The following is a 21,069-nucleotide window of genomic DNA, read 5'->3' as shown; positions in this document are numbered from 1 at the left end:
TCAGTTATACACTAGGCACATAAGAAGGGAATTGCTTCCTTCCGGTGTGCCTGGGTGTACCGTTATTCCACCCGGACTCGATCATGCTAGGTGACCCAGTCAAGCTTCATAACTGGCGAAGGGCGGTGTGATGCGGGGAAGGTGGGTAAGATCACCCCAAGCCGCTCCATCCGGGCGGTTATATAAATACGGATTATTTTATGGCCTTTCAGGAAACGGTGGGTTCGAGTCCCAACAAGGCCGGATAAAATTTTCTTGATATTCTTTTGGAGTCATTCGGAGGGTTACCGGATGGCTCTTTTCTTTCCCCTCTCTTATTAACTTAATTATCGCATTGTCCGATATATAAGAAAAAAGGAGGTGGAAAAAATGAGAGTTATTGCTATGCTTTTTGACAAATCAGGCGAGCAGAGATCAGAGTATTTATTGGATCTTAACTGCGACAGTGGTGAGCTTGATGCTTTATTGGCAGCTGATTCATTACGTTTCGGCGATTCGGATAAAAACCTTCCGCCAAGAGCAGGGAAAATCATTCACAAAGAATTTGATACGTTTAAAAACGATGTACCTATTCTTATGGTGTATGCTCAAGAATCTGATGATCTTAACTTCATCAATGGCGGATACGGTTATATTAAATAATGATTCAACATTAAAGTGCCCATGCGGGTGCTTTTTTTTATTTGTCAGGAGGTGATGGCTGGTGAACACTGTTCAACCGATCCGTGACCCGGCCATGATCGAAGAAATAAAAGAGTTCTTCCAGGCTGATTGTGAACGTAATCGAATGATGTTCGTTTTCGGAATCAATACCGGGTACCGGATACAGGATATGTTGAAGCTTCGGAAGCGTGATGTCATGGGAGACCACATAATCATGACCGAAATGAAGACGGGTAAAAAGAAGTGGTTGCAGATCAATCCCACACTTAAACGTGAATTGAAACAGTACACAGCAGACATGAGCGATGATGACTACCTGTTCCCGTCTCGGGAAGGAAAGAACAGACCGATCAAGCGGGACATGGCTTACAAGATCATGCGAAAGGCTGCGGCTCATTTCGGTTTAAAGGATATCGGTTGCCACACCATGCGGAAGACATTCGGCTACCACATGTACCAACGAACCAAGGATGTTACCTTGTTGCGGAAGATGTTCAACCATTCATCGGATTCAATTACCATGGGCTACATCGGCATGGATCAGGATCGAATGGACGCGGCAATGAACCGCTTTGGACTCTGAGTTATTCATATATAGCGAGTGTATAACTCATTTTCAGAAAACAGGATAAACCCTTGATATAACTAAGAAATTTCAGGCCATGCCAGTTATGCAAAATATATAGATATGAATAACTCATTAGGAGGAATGACAGTGTTTGATAAACCCAGTGCAAGGATTACGAATCCGCCACAGCGAAGCAGCTTAAGGGATGAGGGAACTGTGATTGGTTTGAGTCCATGGTTTAGTGTGTTGTCAGTGAGTATGGCACGAACGGTAAAAGATGCAGTAAAGTGTGGAATGCCTGAAATTCTTGCAGAGCAGTTGTATGAGAACGCATTGAAGACTGCGGTTCCGATGGCAACCAGAGTAGGAAAGCAGCCCGACGGATACAATCCAGGAATAGTCATGACAGATCAATCGATGTTGAGTCATCCCGACGATGCCGATTAAACTCAAACGCCCATGCAACCATCCGGGATGTCCTGAGTTATCGAGTGAGGCATACTGTCCCGCGCATAAGCGAGAGCGAGCAAGAGAGATAGACCGGAGACGTGGTACATCAACACAGCGTGGATACAACGGCCAATGGCGCAAAGCCAGAGAAGGATACCTGCGTAAGCATTCTATCTGTGTGGAGTGCGAGTCAGAGGGTCAAGGAACACCCGCAACAGTAGTGGACCACATTATCCCTCATAAGGGCGATGACTCTCTGTTCTGGGATTCAAGCAACTGGCAAGCTCTATGCAAGAGATGCCATGACATCAAGACAGTTACACAGGATGGCGGTTTTGGTAATGATGTGAGATCATTAGATACGAGGTGAGGACAATGGATCTACGGCAATACATGGTTGAATTGGAAGATGAGTATGCAAAGCAACAGAAGCAACTTAATTATGATGAATGGATGTTGTTCTCGGTGAAGATCAATCGCCCGCTTAGGGAATACATGGATCAGATCAAGAATGACAAGGGAAAGAAGAAGGAAAATCTTGCGGCTACATATGCGTTCCAACTATGGAACGAGTTCACATCCAAGCTGCGCGGCGATCCGTTGACTGATAGGTTTGTGACGCGAGTAGCCGAATTGAGGTTCGAGATAAAGAAATTGCTCAACTGAAGTCATTCAAATGAATGGTTTTTTTTGTTGCACAGGCACACATCATCAGACGGACGGAAAAGGCCTTTTAAGCCCTTTAACAAAAATGAAGGTGAATGACTGGACGAAGATTAAAGAGGGCAGGGGCCCTATAAAAATTTCGTACAGCGGGGTGAAAAACCGGCTGGGGCGTCACGCGTAAAAAAAATTCCCTAAATGAAATTTCGGAATCAGGGTTGTTGCTGGATTGAGCTTCCAGAAAACGTGAAGGGAGGGGGTGTCATGGCGAGGCCGCGTCAACCGATTGATCTATTGGTATACAAGGGACAGAAAAATCTGACCAAGCAAGAAATTGAGGAACGGAAGGCCGCCGAGATAAAAGCACCATCCGATAAAATACGAGCTCCATCATATTTGCCAAAAGATTTGCGCCGGGATTTTAAAAAGATTTCGGACGAGCTAATAGCGATCGGGATCATGTCCAACTTGGATGTGGATGCCCTATGCCGTTATCTGATTTCTCGTAAGCTCTATCTTCAGGTGACAAATGAATTGCTGAATCGAAGTCCAATTGTCCAATATGAACAGACTGAAGACGACAGTGTGGATGGAGAGTTGATTCCGGGTACAAAAACGGTAGAGATATTCAGCAGCGTGTACGCAGACCTTACGCTTAATCAGGACAAGTTTTTTAAGCAGTGCCGTCAAGCTGCAAGCGACTTGGGACTCACCATTTCTTCCAGGTGCAAACTGGTTGTGCCGAAGAAAGAGGAAAAAGAGCCAACTGAGTTTGATGAAAGGTTCGGGGATGTGTAGTGATCAAGCAATATTTGATCGACTATTCCCGAGATGTAATTGACGGGCATGTCGTAGCGTGTCAGAAGCACATATGGGCGTGTATGCGATTCATAAAGGACATTGGTCGGGAGAACACACCTGATTTCCCTTACGTTTTCGATGAAGACAAGGCCATGCGATTCTTCGAGTGGATGAACCTCTTCCGGCATACAAAAGGGCCGCTTCAAGGGCAAAGGATTGTTCCTCACGATATCCAGTATTTTATATTCGGAAACATTTACGGATGGGTTCATGTGGACACAGGGTATCGCCGTTTCAGATACGCATATTGGCAGGTCGGACGTAAAAATGCCAAATCCCAATCCCTGGGCGTTGTAGCTTCCTACGAAACAGCGGCTATGGGCGAAGGAATGGCTGAGGTTTATTGCGCTGCTACAAAGAAAGATCAGGCCAAGATTGTTTGGAACGAAACCAAGGTCATGATTGAGCGGTGTCCAGAGCTACGAACCAAGTTCAAAACCACTTATGGGGTCATTCGTCATCCTAAGAGTGAATCTATCATGAAGCCACTCAGTAAAGAGGACGGCAAAAAGGGTGATGGTTACAACCCACAATGCGGTATCGTGGATGAATATCATGCCCATGAAACCACCGAAATGTATGACGTTATTGACTCAGGGATGATCTCACGTACTCAGCCATTGATGATGATCATCACAACAGCCGGAGAGAACTTGAACAGTCCATGTTACCGGATCGAATACGAAATGGTTTCTCGTCTGCTGGACCCGAACGATGAGGGCACGGAGAACGATGACTATTTTGCGATGGTTAATGAGCTGGACAAAGACGAAGACGGAAATGTGATTGATGACATCGCAGATGAAAATGTATGGGAAAAAGCCAACCCTATAGCAGCATCCCATGAAGTGGGCAGGGCGAGTATTCGGAAAAGGTTGAAAAACGCTTTAAATGCTCCAGAGAAAATGAACGACTTCTTGACCAAAAACATGAATATTTGGGTCAATGGCGGCGAGAAAAAATACATGCGAATGGATGCATGGGCTGCTTGTGGAACAAATGAAACTGTTGATGCTAAAGGTTTAGAAGCATATGTTGGTGTGGATATGTCAATGAAAACAGACCTTTCATCCGCAGTCTTTGAATTCCAGCTTCCAGATGGGCGATTTCTTGTTAGGCAACGTTCTTTCATTCCTGGCGACACGCTGGAACGTAAGAAAAAAACTGATAAAGTCCCTTATGATCTTTGGATCGAAAAAGGATGGCTCGAAGTGATCCCTGGACCCGTTGTAGATCAGACGTATATTGAAAATTGGATCGTCAAAGCGTCTGAGGAATGGGCCTGCGCGATTAAGGAAGTGTGTTATGACCCATACCAAGCCACACAGTTTGCTATTCAGATGTCTGAGCGTGGTTATGAAATTGTAGAGATCCGGCAAGGGATACAAACATTGTCTGAGCCAATCAAAGGATTCAGAGAATTAGTCCTTCAGAAGAAAATTGTTCATGAGAAGGATCAGCTTTTGACCTGGGCAATGAGTAATGCAGTTTTAAAGGTGGATCAAAAAGAAAACGTCCTGTTGGACAAAGCGAAATCAACAAATCGGATTGACCCGGTTGCGGCTACGATCGATGCGCATGTAAGGGCGATCTTTGCCGAACCGAAAATGGATGTCTCTGAGTTCGCAAATGAAGATATGTTGAAACAACTGTGGGGTGATGGAAATTGAATAGGATCGTGACGTTCCTGCGCGACTTCGCGGAGGATTATTTGGTGTTGCTGGGTGTTCTGCTTATCAATCTGGCAACCTATCGAATTAGCGTTACGGCGGGGCTCTACTGCACAGGCGGTTTTTGTCTAGTGGCTGGTGTCCTGGTGGCCTTTATGGCGAGATTACCACCACGCCGGACAGGGGGTGATTGATAAATGTTCTTTAGGAAAGTGCTTGAACAACGTAGCGTGCCGACAGAAGTTGGATTGAATGACCGAAAGTTTCTGGAGATGCTTGGCATTGACCCAACCGGGGTGAACGTGCGCGGAAAAGGCGCTATGAAGATTGAAACAGTCTACACATGCATCAAAATCTTATCCGAAACCGTGGCAAAACTGCCGCTAAAAATATACCAATCGGATGAAAATGACATTACAAAAGGCACGAAACATTACCTGTATCCGCTCCTTAAGTTGCAACCTAACCCGTTAATGTCGTCCATTAACTTTTTCAAGGCTCTAGAAGCTTCCCGAGCATTTGGAAATGCCTATGCCAATATTGAGTTCGATAAACGAACAGGAAAGGTTATTGCTTTGTGGCCCCTGGATCGTGAAAAGGTGACGGTGATTGTTGACGATATTGGTTTACTGAACACTCAAACCAAGTTGTGGTACCAGGTTAATGCGGGCGGAGAATTGAGGAAGATCCCAGCCCATGAAATGCTGCACTTCTTAGGAAACGTTACCCTGGATGGGCTTGTTGGGGTGCCGACAATGGAGTACCTGAAAGGAACAGTGGAAAACGCGGCCTCAGCCGGGAAATTCATTAATAACTTTTACAAAAACGGCCTTCAGACCAAGGGGTTAATTCAATACACGGGCAGTTTAGACGAACCAGCAAAAAAAGTTTTCCGAGAACAATTTGAATCCATGTCATCCGGTCTGAAAAATAGTCATCGGGTGTCACTGTTACCGTTCGGGTATCAATTTACGCCGATCAGCATGAGCATGACAGATGCACAGTTTCTTGAGAATACAGAATTAACCATACGTCAGCTGGCTGCCGCTTTTGGGATTAAGATGCATCAATTGAACGACTTGGATCGGGCTACGCACAGCAATAACGAGCAACAACAACAGCAATTCTACACGGATACCATGTTACCGATCTTGACCACGTATGAACAGGAGATCACCCGGAAATTGTTTTTGGATCGGGAAATCGATGACGGGTATTTTGTACGGTTCAATGTGGACGCTGTGCTGCGTGCTGATTTCAAAACGCGGATGGATGCTTTGGATAAAGCCGTTAAGGGCAGCATCATGTCTCCTGATGAAGCGAGGGCAAAAGAGAACCTACCTCCGATGCCAGGCGGAAACAGGCTGTATGCAAACGGTAATGTTATTCCACTTGAAAATGCCGGTGTTCAATATGCCAAGAAAGGGGGTGAAGGAACTGGAAAAGACGATGCAAAAGCTGACAAAGGAAACAAGGGCGCTTCCGGTGGCTCTTGAAATCAGAGCTGATGAAGAAAACGGGAAAAGAACGATTACCGGGGCAATTAAGTACGATACGGATTCTAATGAAATGCGAGACTGGTACAACGATACGTTTGTTGAACAAATCGCTTCGGGTGCATTTGCTGAAAGCATTAAAACTCGTGGAGTGGTGGGTCTCTGGAGTCATGACACTTCCCAAGTACTCGGGAATACAAAATCCGGGACATTGAGGCTGGAAGATGGTACTGCTGAATTACGATTCGAACTGGACATACCTGATACAACAGTCGGAAATGACGCATGGGCATTAATTCAGCGTGGAGATGTGGACGGAATGTCATTTGGGATGAAAGTAACCAAGGATAAATGGTCCAGCGAAAAGCGAGATGACGGAACGAAAGTTTATAAGCGTAGCATCCTGAATGCGGATCTTTTTGAAATTAGCCCAGTTGCTTTCCCGGCATATCCAAGCAATGAAGTAACGGCTCGATCCCTGGAAGACTTCAAGGCTGAAGAAGCTCGCGCAGGCTTGAATGCTGAAAAAGAAAATATCCTGATGGAACTGGACCTGATTTAAAGGCCAGTTTTTTTGTTTGACCAAATAATTCATGAGGTGATCCATTTGAGAAAAGAACTACGCGCTCTTTTAGATGCGATTGAACAAAAGAAACAAGAAATTCGCACTATGGTTTCTGAAGACAAAACGACAGAAGCGAAAAACGAAATGGTAGAAGTTCGGAAAATGCAGGACAAGGCCGATGTGCTGCGAGGGCTGGAAGAAGAAGAGGTGCGCGGACTTGGGAATGATGGCGAGCAACAGTTGAATGGCGGTGGCGAACAAAGAGATGACGCTGAACTTGAAAAGGAATATCGTTCAGTGTTCATGAAAGGCATCCGCCGTCAGAACGTGTCTTCGGAAGAACGTAGCATCATTACCGCATATGAGAAACGCGCTGCGCTTCATGAGGGCGGTGTAACAGGGCAAACGAGTGGTGACGCTTCCCTTATTGTTCCGCAGGATATCCAAACATCAATTAACCAGTTTATGCGTCAATTTATTGACCTGGCACAGTTTGTCACTGTTGAAAATGTAACAACGTTATCTGGTTCACGAGTTATTGAAAAGGATGCTGAATTTGTTCCTTATCCAGAGATTGGTGAATTCGGACCAATTTCAGAAACAGAAGCACCGAATTTCATTAGTCTACTGTATGCAGTAAAAAAACGCGGTGGAATCTTGCCCATTACGAACGATCTGTTACAGGATAGCGACCAAAACATTCTGAACTATGTTATTGACTGGATCGGCAGAAAAGCTGTTGCGACAAGAAACTTCTTGGTGCTCGGTCAGTTGGCGACTCTGACAAAAAAACCATTGGCAAACTTGGATGCGATCAAACGAGTGCTCAACATTACACTTGATCCTTCCATTAGTGAGCGAAGCCGGATCATTACGAACCAACACGGATTTGCTTGGATGGACGAACAGAAGGATGCTAACGGTCGGTATTTATTGGTGGATGATATCACTGAACCAGGTAAAAAAATCTTCAAGGGTAAGCAAGTCACGGTTGTATCGAACCGGATTCTTAAAACTGACACCGTAAACGGTACCGCTCCATTCATCATCGGCGATACAAAGCAATCAACCGTCCTATTCAATCGCAAGTTTTATGAGTTGGCCAGCACCAAAGAAGGTGGAGATGCATTCAAACGAGATAGCACCGATTTGCGTACCATCATGCGTCAGGACATTAAAACTTGGGATGCAGAAGCGGCAGTATATGGCGAACTCGATGTTTCGGCAATCGTTTAAGGCGGGATAACCGCCTTTTCATCTTTTTAGGGAGGTAAAAACAATGGCAAAAGCAGCAGCAAAAACACAGAAATATCCCGTTATTGAGGTGTTTCGAGATAAAGAAACCACGAGAAAATACCCGGTTGGGTCCGTTTATGAGACGGATGACCAAGACCGTGCCGATTATCTCAGGGAATTCGGATATCTCGCTGACCCGGAAACGGATGAAGCAAAACAATCAGATCCTGTTAAGGCAGGCGATGAAGGCGAATTGGTTGATGATAAGCCTGATCTAACAGACACTGAGACCAAAACCGATGGCAAGGCGGATAAGGAATAGTCATGCTGGCGACCGTCAGTAGGCTAAAAAAGATGCTCTACATTCCTGACACAGATACCAGCCAGGATGACGAATTAACATTTGCCCTGGCTGCTGCGTCTGATGCCATTGAGGGTCACTGTAAACGGAAGTTTGCAAAAGACACATACACAGAGCGCCGCAGCGGCACGGATTCCAAATATCTGTCCCTGCGGAATTTCCCGATCCATGAAATCACAGAAATAACAGGTCCACATGGCCCGGTGGTGGGTTACACGGAATTGGATGACGGGATATTGTTCAGGTCTGAGGGTTGGCCTAGAGGTGAATATAGGCTTCTCGCCTCCTACGTTGGCGGCTACGATCTTCCGAGTGATGATCCAGACTCTAACCCGTCCACACTACCAAACACGCTGGAAATGGCCTGTCTGATGCTTGCCAAGATGATGCATACAGGGCAATGGGGCAAATTGTCAGAACGAATTGACGGTGAATACACGGCAACGTTTGATAAGGCGGAGCGGGAGACAGACCTACCTCCAGCTATTCAGGCGCTGTGTGACCGTCATGTCTGGAGGTTGGGATGATGTACCGGGATGTTGTCAAAATCATGCGTCAGGCGGACGACAGTGACCCGTGGGCGGGCAATTCGGTAGGAGATCAACCGGAAGTGTTCCGGGCGAGGGTTACATTCGCCACGCAACGTGTTATAGGCGAGAACGGGCAGGAGGTAACCAGTTCTGTCCATATTCGTATGCCTGGAATAGTCCCGGTGGGGTACGGTGATGAAGTGACCTTCACGGAGCCGAGCGGTACCGAGAAGACCAAGAAAATCATTTCCTACAAGGTGCCGCGTAACCTGGAAGGCCAATTCATGATGACGGTGGTGCATCTATGAGTATGGAAATTAGCGCTGGGGCTTTTCTGAAGCAACTGGATTTATTAAGTGAACGCGCTGTTGCGGCTGCTCAACGCGGTGTGGACAAGGCGGCTGAGGAATTGGGAGAAGAAGCGGACAAACTGGCGCCAAAGAAAAAAGGGAAGCTGCGGCAATCGCGGCGGGTTGAGGTAGAAACCAAAACCGGATTAAGGATTACGGCTACCGTGTCCTACTCGGCCGTACGGCCTATGAAATCCGGTTATCCGTTCAACTATGCCCTGTTTCTTCATGAAGTCGCTGATTTTGATCCGACTACACCAGGAACCGGCCCGAAATTCTTGGAACGTCCGTTAAAGGCAAAATCCAGGCGGTTCATAAAGACCATTGCTGATGAAGTGAAAAAGGAGTTGCATTTGTAATGCTCAAGCCTAAGCAACTCGCGGACATGCTGCAAGCGGAGAAGCCTTTCAGGTATTACGCCAATGAATTCCCATCTGGCGCGCCGGATGCTGCGGCGTGGGTGCGGCTGACTGGTGGATATCCTCCGTCCGATTGGTCGCCACGCAAACAGCCATCCATGCAGATACTGGTACGCGGTCCGGAAAAAGAGGCGGTTCGAATTGAACAACATGCCTATGAACTGTACGACCACATGCATCAACGCCGAGAGTTTTACGCAGGAGATAGCTTAATACGAGAATGCACAGCCGATCAATCGAATCCGCTCTATGTGGGCAGGGACGAAAACGATCGGCTTTTATATTCTCTAAATTTTACATTGGTGGTGATGGAATGAAGAAGGTTGAACTGACAAAGCCGTATATTCAAGTCAATGCGGGTACGAAGGATAACCCGGATTACAAGACGACTGGGGATGTTGTTGAGCTGACGAATGAAGCGGCTGAAAAGATGATTAAGGCAGGATACGGCAAAGAAGTCAAAGAGACAAAATCTAACGCGAAAGAGGGTCAATCCTAATGGCAGGAGTAAACGCACAAAATATTAAGCTTGGTCCATGCAAAGTTGTTTTCGGTACCGGAGCTGACAAAATCGAGTTTGGCACAACCAAAGGCGGCGTTGTTTTGACGTATGAAGAAACTTCCCGGGAAGTGACCATGGACCAAACCGGAACAACGCCGCTTAAAGAGATCATTACGGGTAGAACAGCCGCAGTTGCGGTTCCTTTCGGGGAATATGATCAAGAAAAACTGTTGACCGTACTACCGGGTTCCAGATTGGTAGTGGACACGACGGACCCGACAAAGAAAAAGGTGGTTGTTAATGCCACGAAGGTTATCGACCTTTTGGGTTTCGCAAAGCAAATGACATTGATTCCATTGGCAGAAGGGACCACGCCGAACGATTACGTGACGCTCCCATTTGCAGCTCCGCGTGCGAATCTGAACTACACATTCGATTATGACAATGAATTGATCACCAATATCACATTCAAAGGTTTTCCGAATGAAAATGGCGATCTGATCGAATTTGGTGATCCAGACGTAGCCTAATACCACATAAGACGAGGCGGGGCCATTGGCTCCGCTTTTGTCATTAAGGAGGACCCATGTTCCCATTTAAAAAATCAAGCCAGTCTGTTGATCATGTGTGTTTTGGCGAAAAGCGAGTTGATATACCGCGCCTGAGTGTAGGCAAATGGATGTCTTTGATGGAGAAAATTGAGATCCTACCACAGACCGTGGCAAATATTATTGCCGCCCGAGATACAGAAATGTTCTGGCCTAGTGCCGTGGTAGGCGTGTTAATGGCATCTGAAGAGGTGGTCACACTCGTTTCTGTCTTGGCAGATGTGACGGAAGATGAAGTAAAAGAAGCGGATCTGATCCAACTGCACGACTTTCTGAAATCAACCATCGAACGCAACAACCTGGACGAAGCTGCAAAAAAGTACCGCGCCGCAATCCAGTCCGTGCTGGGAAGGCTGCAAGCCGCGAAGAATCCGAACTAACGTTACACAATTGGGTTCTTGAAGCTTCGCTATTGCTCGGGGTTACGCCACAGGTGCTGCGTAATGATTACTACATTACGGATTTGCCTATGTTGCTGTTCCGGCAAACACAGAAGATTGCGGAGGAACGATTGGCACAGCTTCACATTGCAATGGGTCCGAATATGACCGAGGACAGTTTTAAAGGATTAGTGGAAATGCTCGGCTGGCCGTTGCAGGACGAAAAGCAGCAGCAAAAAGAAGAGTTTGACGCCGTTGGGCTCCGGTCCTTACGCGCTAGGCTAGAAGGGAGGAAGGATGGCTGAGAATGAAAACATTGGTGGCATAGAGGCCAAGCTTGGGTTAGATGCGGATGGATTTAAGAAGGGCATTGAAGAAGCCAAGCAGGACATGAAGAAAATGACGGATGAATCCAAAAAATTCAACCAGGATTTCAAGACCGTTTCAAAGTCTTTGCGTGACGTAGGTGTGGATTCCAAAGAAATTCGAAAGATCAAAACCGAAATGCTGGCATCTAAGCCGGAGTTGTTTGAAAAGCAGCTGAAGAACGTCGAATCTCAGCTACGTGCAATCGGGGCAAGCAGTTCACAGATCAGCAAAGTGAAAGTGCAGATTCAGGAACAGGGCACAGCTTTAGATTCAACAAGTGGTAAGCTCACCCGGATGAAAGCCGAGTTTGATGAAAACGCCAAGTCTGCAAGCAATCTAAGCAAAGAGATTGGCACGGCCGGGGTAGCCTATGCCGCTTATGCTGCGGCAGTTGCAGCGGCACTAGCCAAAGCGGTAGACATATCGGCTCAATTTGAGCAGGCCATGGCTAAGGTCAAGGCGATCAGCGGAGCAACCGGGCAAGAGTTTGAAAAGCTGCGGCAACAGGCTATTGATTTGGGCGCAACCACTGTGTTCAGTTCAACGCAAGCAGCTGAAGCACAATCCTTTCTGGCTATGGCGGGTTTCAAAACCAAGGAAATCATGGAAGCCATGCCGGGCGTGCTGTCGCTTGCGGCTGCGGGACAGATGGAGATTGCCCGCACGGCCGACATTGCTTCCAACATCCTAACCGGATTCCGTTTGTCTGCGGATCAAACTACGGGCGTTGTGGACGTGCTGGCTAAGGCTATGACATCCAGTAATACAAACATTGAGCAACTAGGATACGCCATGAAATATGTGGCACCTATCGCCGCGTCACTCGGTATGTCAATCGAAGAGGCTGCGGCATCGGTTGGTGAACTATCCAATGCAGGTATTCAGGGCGAGATGGCGGGTACACAGCTCAGGGCCATGCTCCTGCGGTTAGCTTCACCAACCAAAGAAGCTCAGTTCTATATGGACAAGCTCGGTGTGACGACCAAAGATGCGGCCGGGAACATCCTACCATTCGCCAATATTATCGGCCAGTTCGAACAGGCGTTTAAAAAATTGAATCAATCACAACAAGCCCAAGTAGCTGCGTCCATCGCTGGAACCGAAGCCGCCTCGGGCTTTTTGACGTTGATTAGCACAGGTCAATCGCAGTTAGAATCGTTCACAAGTGAGCTGGAAAACTCAGCTGGGGCAGCGGATAAACTGGCAAGCACTCAAATGGATACACTGAAAGGTTCCATTGAGGAATTCAAGTCAGCCATGGAGGCTGCGGCCATCGCTATTGGCGACAAATTCGCGCCTACGGTACGTACCATCACGGACATGATTGCTGGATTGATCTTGTCATTCACAAGTTTGGATGCAGGAACGCAAAACGCAATCATTACCTTTGTCGCAGTTACGGCTGCGGTGACTGGTATCACTCTGGCCGTGTATGCATTGCGCACAGCATTAATTGCATTGCAGGCATCGTTCCCACCATTGCTTGCTATATCTGCGATTATCGGCGGTATTGCTGCTGGGTTTGCTTATTTCAAAGGGAAAGCTGACGATGCGACAGCCTCAGCAGAACAATTTGCTCAAGCTCAGGAAGAAGTGAACCAAGCGCTTGGCAAGTCTCCGCTGAATCGAACGGTTCAGGATGTCCAGGATTTGCAGGAAAGAACCGAACAGCTCAATTCAGTTTTAGAGGAACGGGCGGCACTTCAAGAACGCTTGAATGAAATCGAGGCGTTGCAAGCTGATCAGTTAGGCACGCCGCAGCTACTGAACGAAATGTTTGAAATCAATGATCAGTTAGCTGAGATGGATGAAAAGCTTCGAGGCATGGGCTATGACGGTGTAGAGCAGGCACAAATCAAACTGGAACAAATGAACGATGCCATTGAAGAGTCTGTTCCGGCGCTGTTAAAGATGAGAGAGGCTGAAATAACCGACTTGGCGGCAAAAAACCAAAAGGTCGAAGCGATGGCAAAGCTATCTGCGCGATATAAAGAATTGGCCTCGGCTCAAAATCTGGATGCATCCCAAAAGCAGGAACTGATTAATGTCACCGATCAGCTGAGGAAACAGTATCCAGACCTGAACGCACTCCAGGATGAATCCGGCCGGATCACGATCAAGAATATCGGCATCATTGACGATCATATCAGTGCTGAACGTAGTTTCATCGACATGTCAGCCAAAGCGGCTAATGCCTATCTGACGCACTTAGAAGCGATGGCGAAAGCCAATAAAGCATCCGTTGAAGCTCAGATAAAAAACTTTGAAGCTTTGGCGAAAGCCATGAGCGCAGTAAGCGGATCTGCTAATCCAATGATGGCGAAGAACGTTACCGCAGTCGGTGGGGTCAGTGTAAATAAGACGTTTGAAAACTTCGCGAATGGCGGCGTGGATAAGCAACTTACTGCGCTATACGACAAGCAGAATATTGCCGCTCAAAATCTGCTGGAGGTTCAACGGGCGAAAGATTCACTGACTTCAGGCGAGGCGTTTAAGCCCGTTTCAGGCGGCGGGATTGATTTGTCCAAACCGGAAAAAGAGAAGAAGACCAAAGCAGCTAAGGCAGCTAAAGCCAAAAAGGAAAAGTCGGGCAAATCTGCTGCGGAACTTGCTGCAGAAGCTCGAAAGAAAGCCTATGATGCTGACATTGCCACGGTCCGGTACCAGGCAGATATGTATGATTGGTCTGCTGAGGAACAAATCAAGGCGTACAACAAGGTAGCTGCGAAACATAAGCAGCACCTGAAGGAAACGGTTGACGATCAACGCACCATGAATCTGCAAATCAAACGGCTGCAAGAAGATAGCGTCAAAGCCAGATATGACTTTTCATCGGAATGGATCGATAAGGATCAACGCCGAATGGAAGAGGCCGGGAAATCCGAAGTGGAAATGGCTACGGCCAAGCTCAACGCCTGGACTCGGGTTCGGGATCGGTACAAGAAAGATTCCGACGAATACAAGAAGGCTGACGAACAGGTATATCAATCCAAAAAGGAATTGACGCGGCAGCTTGAGGCGGAACAGAAAAAGCAATACCAAGCATCATCGGAATGGATTACTAAAGAAGAACGGCGTATGGAGGATTCCGGTAAAACAGAGCAAGAAATCTTGCAGATGAAACTGGATGCATGGACGCGTGTCCGGGATAGGTACAAAAAGGATTCAGAGTTATACAAGCAAGCCGACGAACAGGTGTACCAAGCCCGAAAGGCGTTGCTTCAACAAACCCAAAAAGATACAGAAACACTGCTTAAAAAGCAAAAGACCGCTGTTAACGATGCCAAAAAGGCCGAACTAGCGGCTATTGACGAGCGCAAAAAGGCGTTTGTGGATGCTCAGAATGAAAAGATTAAAGCCATTGACGATCTAATTAAGAAAGAGCAGGAAGCCAACAGCGACGAAGATTGGGAAACGGAGTTGGCTAAGAAACAAGCTCGGGTGGATCTGCTTGAGTCGGCAGTTAGTCCTGAGGGAATTCAAGAACGTGATGATTTAATTGCCGAGATCGAGCGAATGAGATTGGAACGTTCTCGTGAATTGCGCAAGCGGGATTTGGAAGATCAGAAGGACAAGCTTCAGGACGAGAAATCAGAACAGGAACAGGCTTTCGAGGACGAGAAAACAGCGACCGAGGCCCGCTATGATGCATTAGCCCAAGCTTTCGAGGATTACGGGGATAACGTCAAGCTTATTGAGAGTGCAGTACAGGATTTCCGAGTCGGAGCAAATCAGGAAGCTAATAAACAAATTCTTAGCGATCTGGACACGTTCTTGAGTCAATACCAATCCAAAATGAAAACAGCCTCCAGTCTCAGCGGAACATCCCAGCAGGCGCTTGATTTGCAAGAGTACAACGCCAACAAGGATGCCTACAATGCAGCCAAAGCGGCAGGGAACAAGGATGAGATGCAACGCTTGTCACAGCGAAACCAAGCCATTCGGGATCAGTACGGGATTGATAAAGATACAGGCAAGATAAGCAGCTTCGATGTTGGCGGTGTGGTTCCGGGTCCTCCTGGCGCGCCGATGGAAGCGGTGGTTCACGGTGAGGAAGCTATTTTCAATCGTCATCAACTGAATAACCTGTTCCGTTTACTGGAAGTGCCTAAGCTCAATTTAAAACCCGAACAGGCTCAGGCTCCTGCTACTCAGGTAACAAATCATATTGACTTGTCTACGGATACAGTCGTGCTGGAAGACAAGGCGGACATGGATATGTACAACAACGGTAAAGAGCGATTGGCACGAAGTTTACAGCGCCTTGGAATGAAGGGGTGATGAGTTGAGTTATGACATTGACGTAAAGGTGAATGGGCAATGGATATCAGAATTAGGCGCGGTACTGGTGGGGCGAACATTGCCCACCTTACCTGAAGCCGAGGAAAATATAGTCAAGCTCGCTGGGAGAGATGGCGAACTGGATTTCGGAACAACGTATGCCACACGGCCGTTGGAACTGAGTTTTTACATTATGGGCGATCGATCGGAGTATCACGGAATTGTGAACCGGCTGGCGAACATCTTCCATGCAAAACGCGGGGATCTGGAGTTAATCTTTTCAGACATTCCTAAAAAGAGATACATGGCTCAATACCGGGGTTCAGTTGACTACGATCAGTCATCGGTTAACCATCAGGTGAATTTCCCATTTAAAATGTACGATCCGTTCCCGGAGTCCAGCACAGAATTTGTTTTTGAAACGACGATCACCCAGGGGTCTGAGGTGATTAACATACCATCCTCAGGCGATATTCCTACGCCTCCAAAGATGGTACTGACCAATACAGGCTCCACAACGATTCAAAAGTTCAAGATTCAGAATGAATATTTATTAGAGGGGTGAACCAATGAATATCAGTAAATATCTAGCAACCAAGCAGCTCAATGTTTCAGCAAGGGGAGAGAAGTTCACATTTCCGGACAAGCTCTATGTTGCTCTTTATACATCCGATCCAACCTGGAATGATACGGGACAAGAGGTATCCGGTGGAGGTTACGGCAGGCAAATGATAACCTTTGCCGAACCGGCTCAAATTACAGTTCAAGAGTTTAACCCGATCACAGGGGCATTGATGAATAACATACAAAAGATGGCCATCAAATCTGCCGCAGATGTAGCTTTTACGGTAGCGACAGCCAATTGGGGTACAGTAACACACTTTGGGCTCCGGGATGCTGTTACAGGTGGGAACCTTTATTATTTCGGGACGCTCGAAACACCACGGAGCATTTTAAATAATGACATTTTCAAATTCTTGACGAACCAAGTAGAGATCCGGTTGAACTAAGGAGGTATGAACGATGCTTGAAACAATGTATCCGGCAGCCGTCAACAGTAGGCAGACGGAGCTGGCGACAGACATTGACGATACTCAGACTAGTTTCACGGTGCTTGACGGTTCGGTATTACCTCCTGCGCCTAACCAACTGACGCTTGGGACGGACGAATCGGCCGAGACAATAAAATATACAGGAAAGACCGGAAACGAGATTACAGGCGTAACTCGCGGGTTTGAGGGTGCGGCTAAATCGTGGGCGGCAGGGACAAAGCTTGCCAGATACTTCACGGCGTATGATCACAACACATTCAAGAAGAACATTACAGACCTTGACGTACGATTGAATAACATCCCGGCTCCAGAGGATGCATCCTTAACCCGGAAAGGGATTGTGCAACTCTCCAGCGCTACCGGATCGGACAGTGAGGGAGAAGCCGTAACACCTAAAGCACTGAACTCCGTCCGAAAGCAGGCGGATGCCAAGATAGGAAATCTGACCGAACTACAGACAACGGACAAGGATAACCTGGTTGATGCGCTCAACGAGGTTTTTACACATGTCGATGAGGGGAAAGCACTTGTCAAAACCGCCGTCATCGTCAAAGGGGGAACGGTAGCAGGGACTTCCCCGCATTCATTCCAGCAGCTTGCGGACGGGATCGATACAATTGAAACGGCGACGGTGATTAGCGGCCAGCAACAGGTGACGCGGACTTACGCGGAGACAATCGCGGTTAATGATCCGGTGTATACGTTGACCGCATTTACCAATGACACTACTATCGTCGATCCACCAACGACAACAGGACAGTTCAGGGGATTGTCTTGGAGTCCTGACAGTAAATATTTTGTTGCACCAAGTACGTCATCGCCCTATATCTCAATATATAGGGTTTCGGGAAAGAGTTTTACTAAATTGCCTAATCCATCAAGTTTACCAAGAGGAAGCGTCAATGCTGCAACTTGGAGTCCGGACGGTAAACATTTAGTTCTTGCTATTGCTTCATCTCCATACCTGGATATTTATAAAATTGAAGGCGAAACGTTTACTAAATTGCCAAATCCGTCGGTGGCTCCAACAGGCACCCCACAAGATATTTCTTTCAGTCCAAATGGCCTATACCTGGCTGTTGGTCACACTAATAGTCCTTATGTGACGATCTATAAACGAGATGGAGACACATTCACAAAATTACCTAATCCAGCAGTTTTACCACCATGGCCTGTTTTATCAGTCGCGTGGAGTCCGGATAGTAATTATCTAGTTGTGGGGGTCAATGCCGATGGCCCCTTTCTTACGATCTACAAACGAGATGGAGATACATTCACAAAATTACCAAATACAGCAGTTTTAGTTCCTTCAGCGATAACTGCGCTTGCATTCAGTCCAGATGGACAGCATTTATGGGTGGGATTAAATGGCGCTCCATATCTAATGCTTTACAAACGAGACGGAGACACCTTCACTAAACTACCAGATCAACAGCACTCAATCACGTCTGCGGTCAATAGATTGGCTTACGATTTAAAAAATCAAAATCTGATAGTGGCATGTGGCTCATCTCCTTTCTTTATCCAATTTAGACGCAGAGGAGATGTTTACATCCAAAACCCTATCTTTCCATCGGCGCATACTGTAGCTGGTAGAACAATAGGGTTTAGCGCTGATTCTAATTTCGTCGCTTTGGGTTCAAATCTGGTGACAATCTATAGTATAAATTACGACAATGTGTTTAAAAGCAATAACGAGTTATTAGATTTGCGCGGATACCTTTCAGAAGTAGGGTACGCACTGGAAAGCGGATCTGCTGGAGACAAAAAAGACATTATTACGATATGGAGGTAGCAACAATGAAATTTTATTTTCAGTTGGACGGCAATGTTATCCGTGATGCCATCACCTATCCGTATGATGGATACACTGAGGTCGAGTTGGATGCAACACACTTGCCTGCTGGAATTAATGCAGGCTACTACCGTTTGCAGGATGGCGCCCTGGTATTGGATCAGGCGCTCAAGGATAAGGTGGACAAAGCAAGTCGTCCGGCAGATTACGTTGAACTGGAGCAAAGGCTTGCAGCATCCGAGGCACAAAACAAGCAACTGGCGGAAGAAAGCAACGCAAACCAACTGGCCCTCATGGAATTGCATATGCTGGTACTAAGTGTATTGCCTAATGAGGGTTAAGCTCGCAAGGCTGCTGATCCGTTGGGTTGTAGCACTCATGAGAGGAGGTGATACCATGTTAGCTGTATATGTAATGATGATTCATAAAGGATTGATCAAACTGGAGCAAGTACCAGCAGGCAGCCGCGAGAAAGTAGCTGAAGTGTTGGAAGCGGCAGAAATGGACCAAAACGGAAATATCATCTAACCAGCACGCCCAATAAAGGTGCGTGTTTTTATTTTGTCCAAAAAGGGGTGAAGGCCATGTTTAACAGAGGGGCTTTTAACCACATGGCCTTTAACCGCCAAATATCCGTATTCGTCTTTGGCCGGGCAGTTGCTGACATATCAGGATCTGCTGTAGCTGCTGCAACGATGGAAATGACGGGTTTGGCGGTTATGGATGTCAATGCGGGAGCGGCCGGGGATTTTGTACGTGAAATCTCATTTGCGGCTGTTATGGATGTAGCTGCCGGAGCTAAGGCGGATTTTGTCCGTGAGATTACCAAACGGGCGATTATGAATGTTGGTTTCGGTGCAGTTGCCAAAGGGAGTCGGTACCATGTGGAATTCCTTGAATTCACAGGACCGTTTAAACCAGGCGACAAGATCGAAATTGACGCGAAGACATACCGGATTACTCAAAACGGAATTAATGCGGCTGGCCTCATGGAAGGCGATTTCTTCAACCTGAATGTAGGCGAAAACCGAATCACATATACAGATCCAGAAACAAACCGCCAGGTGTTGCTGAGAATCACACATCGGGACCGGTTCTTGTATTAGGAGGATGTCCATGAAATATCTGAAGGTACTGGACAAGAATTTAAAACCAGAAGGTTACTTAACCCATGCATATGATGTAGAACGGCGCAGGCGGCTCAATTCAGATTATGAGCTGTCTTTTTTCGTTCCCATGACATCGGATGATTACAGAGAGAAAATCAAGATCAAGGGCCATGTGATGGACGAGAACGGCCAGTATTATGTGATCCAGACGCGGGAACGGGTGCGGGATGGCAAGAAGCTGACTGCACGTATCGTAGCAACGCATGTCATGTTCAAGATGAATGAATTCAAGGTTCCATACGATCAATATCTTGAAGAGGCATACGGGGTCCATATCAGCCAAATGATTGCCCGTCTCTCACCAATCATGAACAACAAATACACCTTCAAGGTGGATGACATATTCGAGCTTCAAGATATAAAGGATTGGGGTCGTACTACGGCGCTGGAAGCCTTCAACCACATTGTAAAGTCCTATGGCGCAGAGGTATGGGCAGATAACTTTACGATCCATTTACGCAAGAAGGTGGGAAAGGATGAGGGCAAGCAGTACCGGATAGGAAAAGATATCATTCAGGATCAATTCAAAGACGAGGGCTCAAACCTGGTTACTCGGATGTACAGCCAGATGAAAGATGGCCGGACGTTTATTGGAATGTCCACAACCTATCTGACAGCAGAGGAATTAAGCCTGCTGCAAGGTGTTCCAGGGGCAATCCAAAACGGAAAGTTGGCCGTGAACTATCTGGTATCGCCTTATGCCCAGTACTGGCAGAACACAACCAACGTTTTCTATGATGGGGAAATGATCGATCAGGATATCGAAGATCCCGAGAAGTTACTAAAGGCTACCAGGGAGGAATTACGCAAGAAAGAGATTCCGGAAATCGAAATATCCATTAACGCTGCGGACATCCATAAGATAGACCGGATCGAGTCACCGCCTGATATGGGCGATATCGTATACGCCTATGACCCTGAAATGGAAATGCCCAATATTGAAATGCGGGTCATGGAAATGACGGAGTATCCATTTTCGATGGACAAGCATACTCAGGTAGTTCTGGCCAACTTCAAGGTTCAGGATTATGACGACATCATTGCCGACCTGGAACGATCCAAACGGATCATGAATGACTTG

General features: G+C 46.9%; 28 protein-coding genes. All 28 read left to right on the top strand.

Annotation, left to right across the window (positions count from 1 at the left end; all coding sequences use genetic code 11):
* Nucleotides 1-369: 369 nt before the first annotated feature.
* Nucleotides 370-642: a hypothetical protein gene (locus HP548_RS03035; RefSeq protein ID WP_175380867.1), complete on the top strand. Its 273-nt coding sequence runs from the start codon at nucleotides 370-372 to the stop codon at nucleotides 640-642.
* Between the two features lie 61 nt (nucleotides 643-703).
* On the top strand, nucleotides 704-1,246 hold the full coding sequence (locus tag HP548_RS03030) for a tyrosine-type recombinase/integrase (RefSeq protein ID WP_175380866.1): 543 nt from the start codon (nucleotides 704-706) through the stop codon (nucleotides 1,244-1,246).
* Between the two features lie 132 nt (nucleotides 1,247-1,378).
* Nucleotides 1,379-1,678 (top strand): hypothetical protein, encoded by a 300-nt coding sequence (locus HP548_RS03025; protein ID WP_175380865.1) that lies wholly within the window; start codon nucleotides 1,379-1,381, stop codon nucleotides 1,676-1,678.
* Entirely contained in the window at nucleotides 1,668-2,051 is a 384-nt protein-coding gene (locus HP548_RS03020; protein WP_175380864.1) for an HNH endonuclease, read from the top strand. The genes HP548_RS03025 and HP548_RS03020 overlap by 11 nt, the downstream gene beginning before the upstream one ends.
* A gap of 5 nt (nucleotides 2,052-2,056) precedes the next feature.
* Nucleotides 2,057-2,347 (top strand): hypothetical protein, encoded by a 291-nt coding sequence (locus HP548_RS03015; protein WP_175380863.1) that lies wholly within the window; start codon nucleotides 2,057-2,059, stop codon nucleotides 2,345-2,347.
* A 261-nt stretch (nucleotides 2,348-2,608) separates the two neighbouring features.
* Nucleotides 2,609-3,142: a phage terminase small subunit P27 family gene (locus tag HP548_RS03010; RefSeq protein ID WP_175380862.1), complete on the top strand. Its 534-nt coding sequence runs from the start codon at nucleotides 2,609-2,611 to the stop codon at nucleotides 3,140-3,142.
* Complete coding sequence (locus tag HP548_RS03005) at nucleotides 3,142-4,875, top strand: terminase large subunit (RefSeq protein ID WP_343054758.1); 1,734 nt, start codon at nucleotides 3,142-3,144, stop codon at nucleotides 4,873-4,875. Before HP548_RS03010 ends, HP548_RS03005 begins: the two co-directional genes overlap by 1 nt.
* Nucleotides 4,872-5,069 carry a hypothetical protein gene (locus HP548_RS03000; RefSeq protein ID WP_099857556.1) on the top strand — a complete coding sequence of 66 codons (198 nt, stop codon included), beginning with the start codon at nucleotides 4,872-4,874 and terminating at the stop codon, nucleotides 5,067-5,069. Before HP548_RS03005 ends, HP548_RS03000 begins: the two co-directional genes overlap by 4 nt.
* Before the next feature lie 3 nt (nucleotides 5,070-5,072).
* Nucleotides 5,073-6,371, top strand: coding sequence for a phage portal protein (locus tag HP548_RS02995; protein ID WP_175380860.1), 1,299 nt, complete (start codon nucleotides 5,073-5,075; stop codon nucleotides 6,369-6,371).
* Nucleotides 6,325-6,933, top strand: a complete 609-nt coding sequence (locus HP548_RS02990) for an HK97 family phage prohead protease (protein WP_246317891.1) — start codon at nucleotides 6,325-6,327, stop codon at nucleotides 6,931-6,933. Before HP548_RS02995 ends, HP548_RS02990 begins: the two co-directional genes overlap by 47 nt.
* A 36-nt stretch (nucleotides 6,934-6,969) precedes the next feature.
* Nucleotides 6,970-8,172, top strand: a complete 1,203-nt coding sequence (locus HP548_RS02985; protein ID WP_343054760.1) for a phage major capsid protein — start codon at nucleotides 6,970-6,972, stop codon at nucleotides 8,170-8,172.
* Between the two features lie 43 nt (nucleotides 8,173-8,215).
* Nucleotides 8,216-8,494, top strand: coding sequence for a hypothetical protein (locus tag HP548_RS02980; protein ID WP_175380858.1), 279 nt, complete (start codon nucleotides 8,216-8,218; stop codon nucleotides 8,492-8,494).
* A 2-nt stretch (nucleotides 8,495-8,496) separates the two neighbouring features.
* Entirely contained in the window at nucleotides 8,497-9,060 is a 564-nt protein-coding gene (locus tag HP548_RS02975) for a phage gp6-like head-tail connector protein (RefSeq protein WP_175380857.1), read from the top strand.
* A complete protein-coding gene (locus HP548_RS02970; protein WP_175380856.1) occupies nucleotides 9,060-9,371 on the top strand; it encodes a hypothetical protein in 312 nt (103 codons plus the stop codon). The genes HP548_RS02975 and HP548_RS02970 overlap by 1 nt, the downstream gene beginning before the upstream one ends.
* On the top strand, nucleotides 9,368-9,772 hold the full coding sequence (locus tag HP548_RS02965) for an HK97 gp10 family phage protein (protein WP_175380855.1): 405 nt from the start codon (nucleotides 9,368-9,370) through the stop codon (nucleotides 9,770-9,772). The genes HP548_RS02970 and HP548_RS02965 overlap by 4 nt, the downstream gene beginning before the upstream one ends.
* Entirely contained in the window at nucleotides 9,772-10,149 is a 378-nt protein-coding gene (locus tag HP548_RS02960; protein ID WP_175380854.1) for a minor capsid protein, read from the top strand. The genes HP548_RS02965 and HP548_RS02960 overlap by 1 nt, the downstream gene beginning before the upstream one ends.
* A complete protein-coding gene (locus tag HP548_RS02955; protein ID WP_175380853.1) occupies nucleotides 10,146-10,331 on the top strand; it encodes a hypothetical protein in 186 nt (61 codons plus the stop codon). The genes HP548_RS02960 and HP548_RS02955 overlap by 4 nt, the downstream gene beginning before the upstream one ends.
* Nucleotides 10,331-10,864, top strand: a complete 534-nt coding sequence (locus tag HP548_RS02950; protein ID WP_175380852.1) for a hypothetical protein — start codon at nucleotides 10,331-10,333, stop codon at nucleotides 10,862-10,864. Before HP548_RS02955 ends, HP548_RS02950 begins: the two co-directional genes overlap by 1 nt.
* Nucleotides 10,865-10,920: 56 nt before the next feature.
* Nucleotides 10,921-11,322 (top strand): hypothetical protein, encoded by a 402-nt coding sequence (locus HP548_RS02945; protein WP_099857578.1) that lies wholly within the window; start codon nucleotides 10,921-10,923, stop codon nucleotides 11,320-11,322.
* A 32-nt stretch (nucleotides 11,323-11,354) separates the two neighbouring features.
* Nucleotides 11,355-11,627 (top strand): hypothetical protein, encoded by a 273-nt coding sequence (locus HP548_RS02940; RefSeq protein WP_175380851.1) that lies wholly within the window; start codon nucleotides 11,355-11,357, stop codon nucleotides 11,625-11,627.
* Nucleotides 11,620-15,972: a phage tail tape measure protein gene (locus tag HP548_RS02935; RefSeq protein ID WP_175380850.1), complete on the top strand. Its 4,353-nt coding sequence runs from the start codon at nucleotides 11,620-11,622 to the stop codon at nucleotides 15,970-15,972. The genes HP548_RS02940 and HP548_RS02935 overlap by 8 nt, the downstream gene beginning before the upstream one ends.
* A 4-nt stretch (nucleotides 15,973-15,976) precedes the next feature.
* Nucleotides 15,977-16,537, top strand: a complete 561-nt coding sequence (locus HP548_RS02930) for a distal tail protein Dit (protein ID WP_175380849.1) — start codon at nucleotides 15,977-15,979, stop codon at nucleotides 16,535-16,537.
* 4 nt (nucleotides 16,538-16,541) lie between these two features.
* Entirely contained in the window at nucleotides 16,542-16,982 is a 441-nt protein-coding gene (locus HP548_RS02925) for a phage tail fiber protein (RefSeq protein ID WP_175380848.1), read from the top strand.
* A 13-nt stretch (nucleotides 16,983-16,995) separates the two neighbouring features.
* On the top strand, nucleotides 16,996-18,819 hold the full coding sequence (locus HP548_RS02920; RefSeq protein ID WP_175380847.1) for a tail fiber protein: 1,824 nt from the start codon (nucleotides 16,996-16,998) through the stop codon (nucleotides 18,817-18,819).
* 5 nt (nucleotides 18,820-18,824) lie between these two features.
* Complete coding sequence (locus HP548_RS02915; protein WP_175380846.1) at nucleotides 18,825-19,160, top strand: hypothetical protein; 336 nt, start codon at nucleotides 18,825-18,827, stop codon at nucleotides 19,158-19,160.
* Between the two features lie 55 nt (nucleotides 19,161-19,215).
* Nucleotides 19,216-19,347 carry a hypothetical protein gene (locus HP548_RS33655; protein ID WP_281364792.1) on the top strand — a complete coding sequence of 44 codons (132 nt, stop codon included), beginning with the start codon at nucleotides 19,216-19,218 and terminating at the stop codon, nucleotides 19,345-19,347.
* Between the two features lie 56 nt (nucleotides 19,348-19,403).
* A complete protein-coding gene (locus HP548_RS02910) occupies nucleotides 19,404-19,925 on the top strand; it encodes a phage distal tail protein (protein ID WP_175380845.1) in 522 nt (173 codons plus the stop codon).
* 10 nt (nucleotides 19,926-19,935) lie between these two features.
* Nucleotides 19,936-21,069: prophage endopeptidase tail family protein (locus tag HP548_RS02905; protein WP_246317889.1), on the top strand; the 1,134-nt coding region annotated here is incomplete at its 3' end.

It is taken from the genome of Paenibacillus taichungensis (assembly GCF_013359905.1).
In the GTDB taxonomy this organism is placed as follows: Bacteria; Bacillota; Bacilli; order Paenibacillales; family Paenibacillaceae; genus Paenibacillus; species Paenibacillus taichungensis.
Note: the sequence above shows the minus strand (reverse complement) of the source record. Positions and strands in the feature narration are given on the sequence as shown.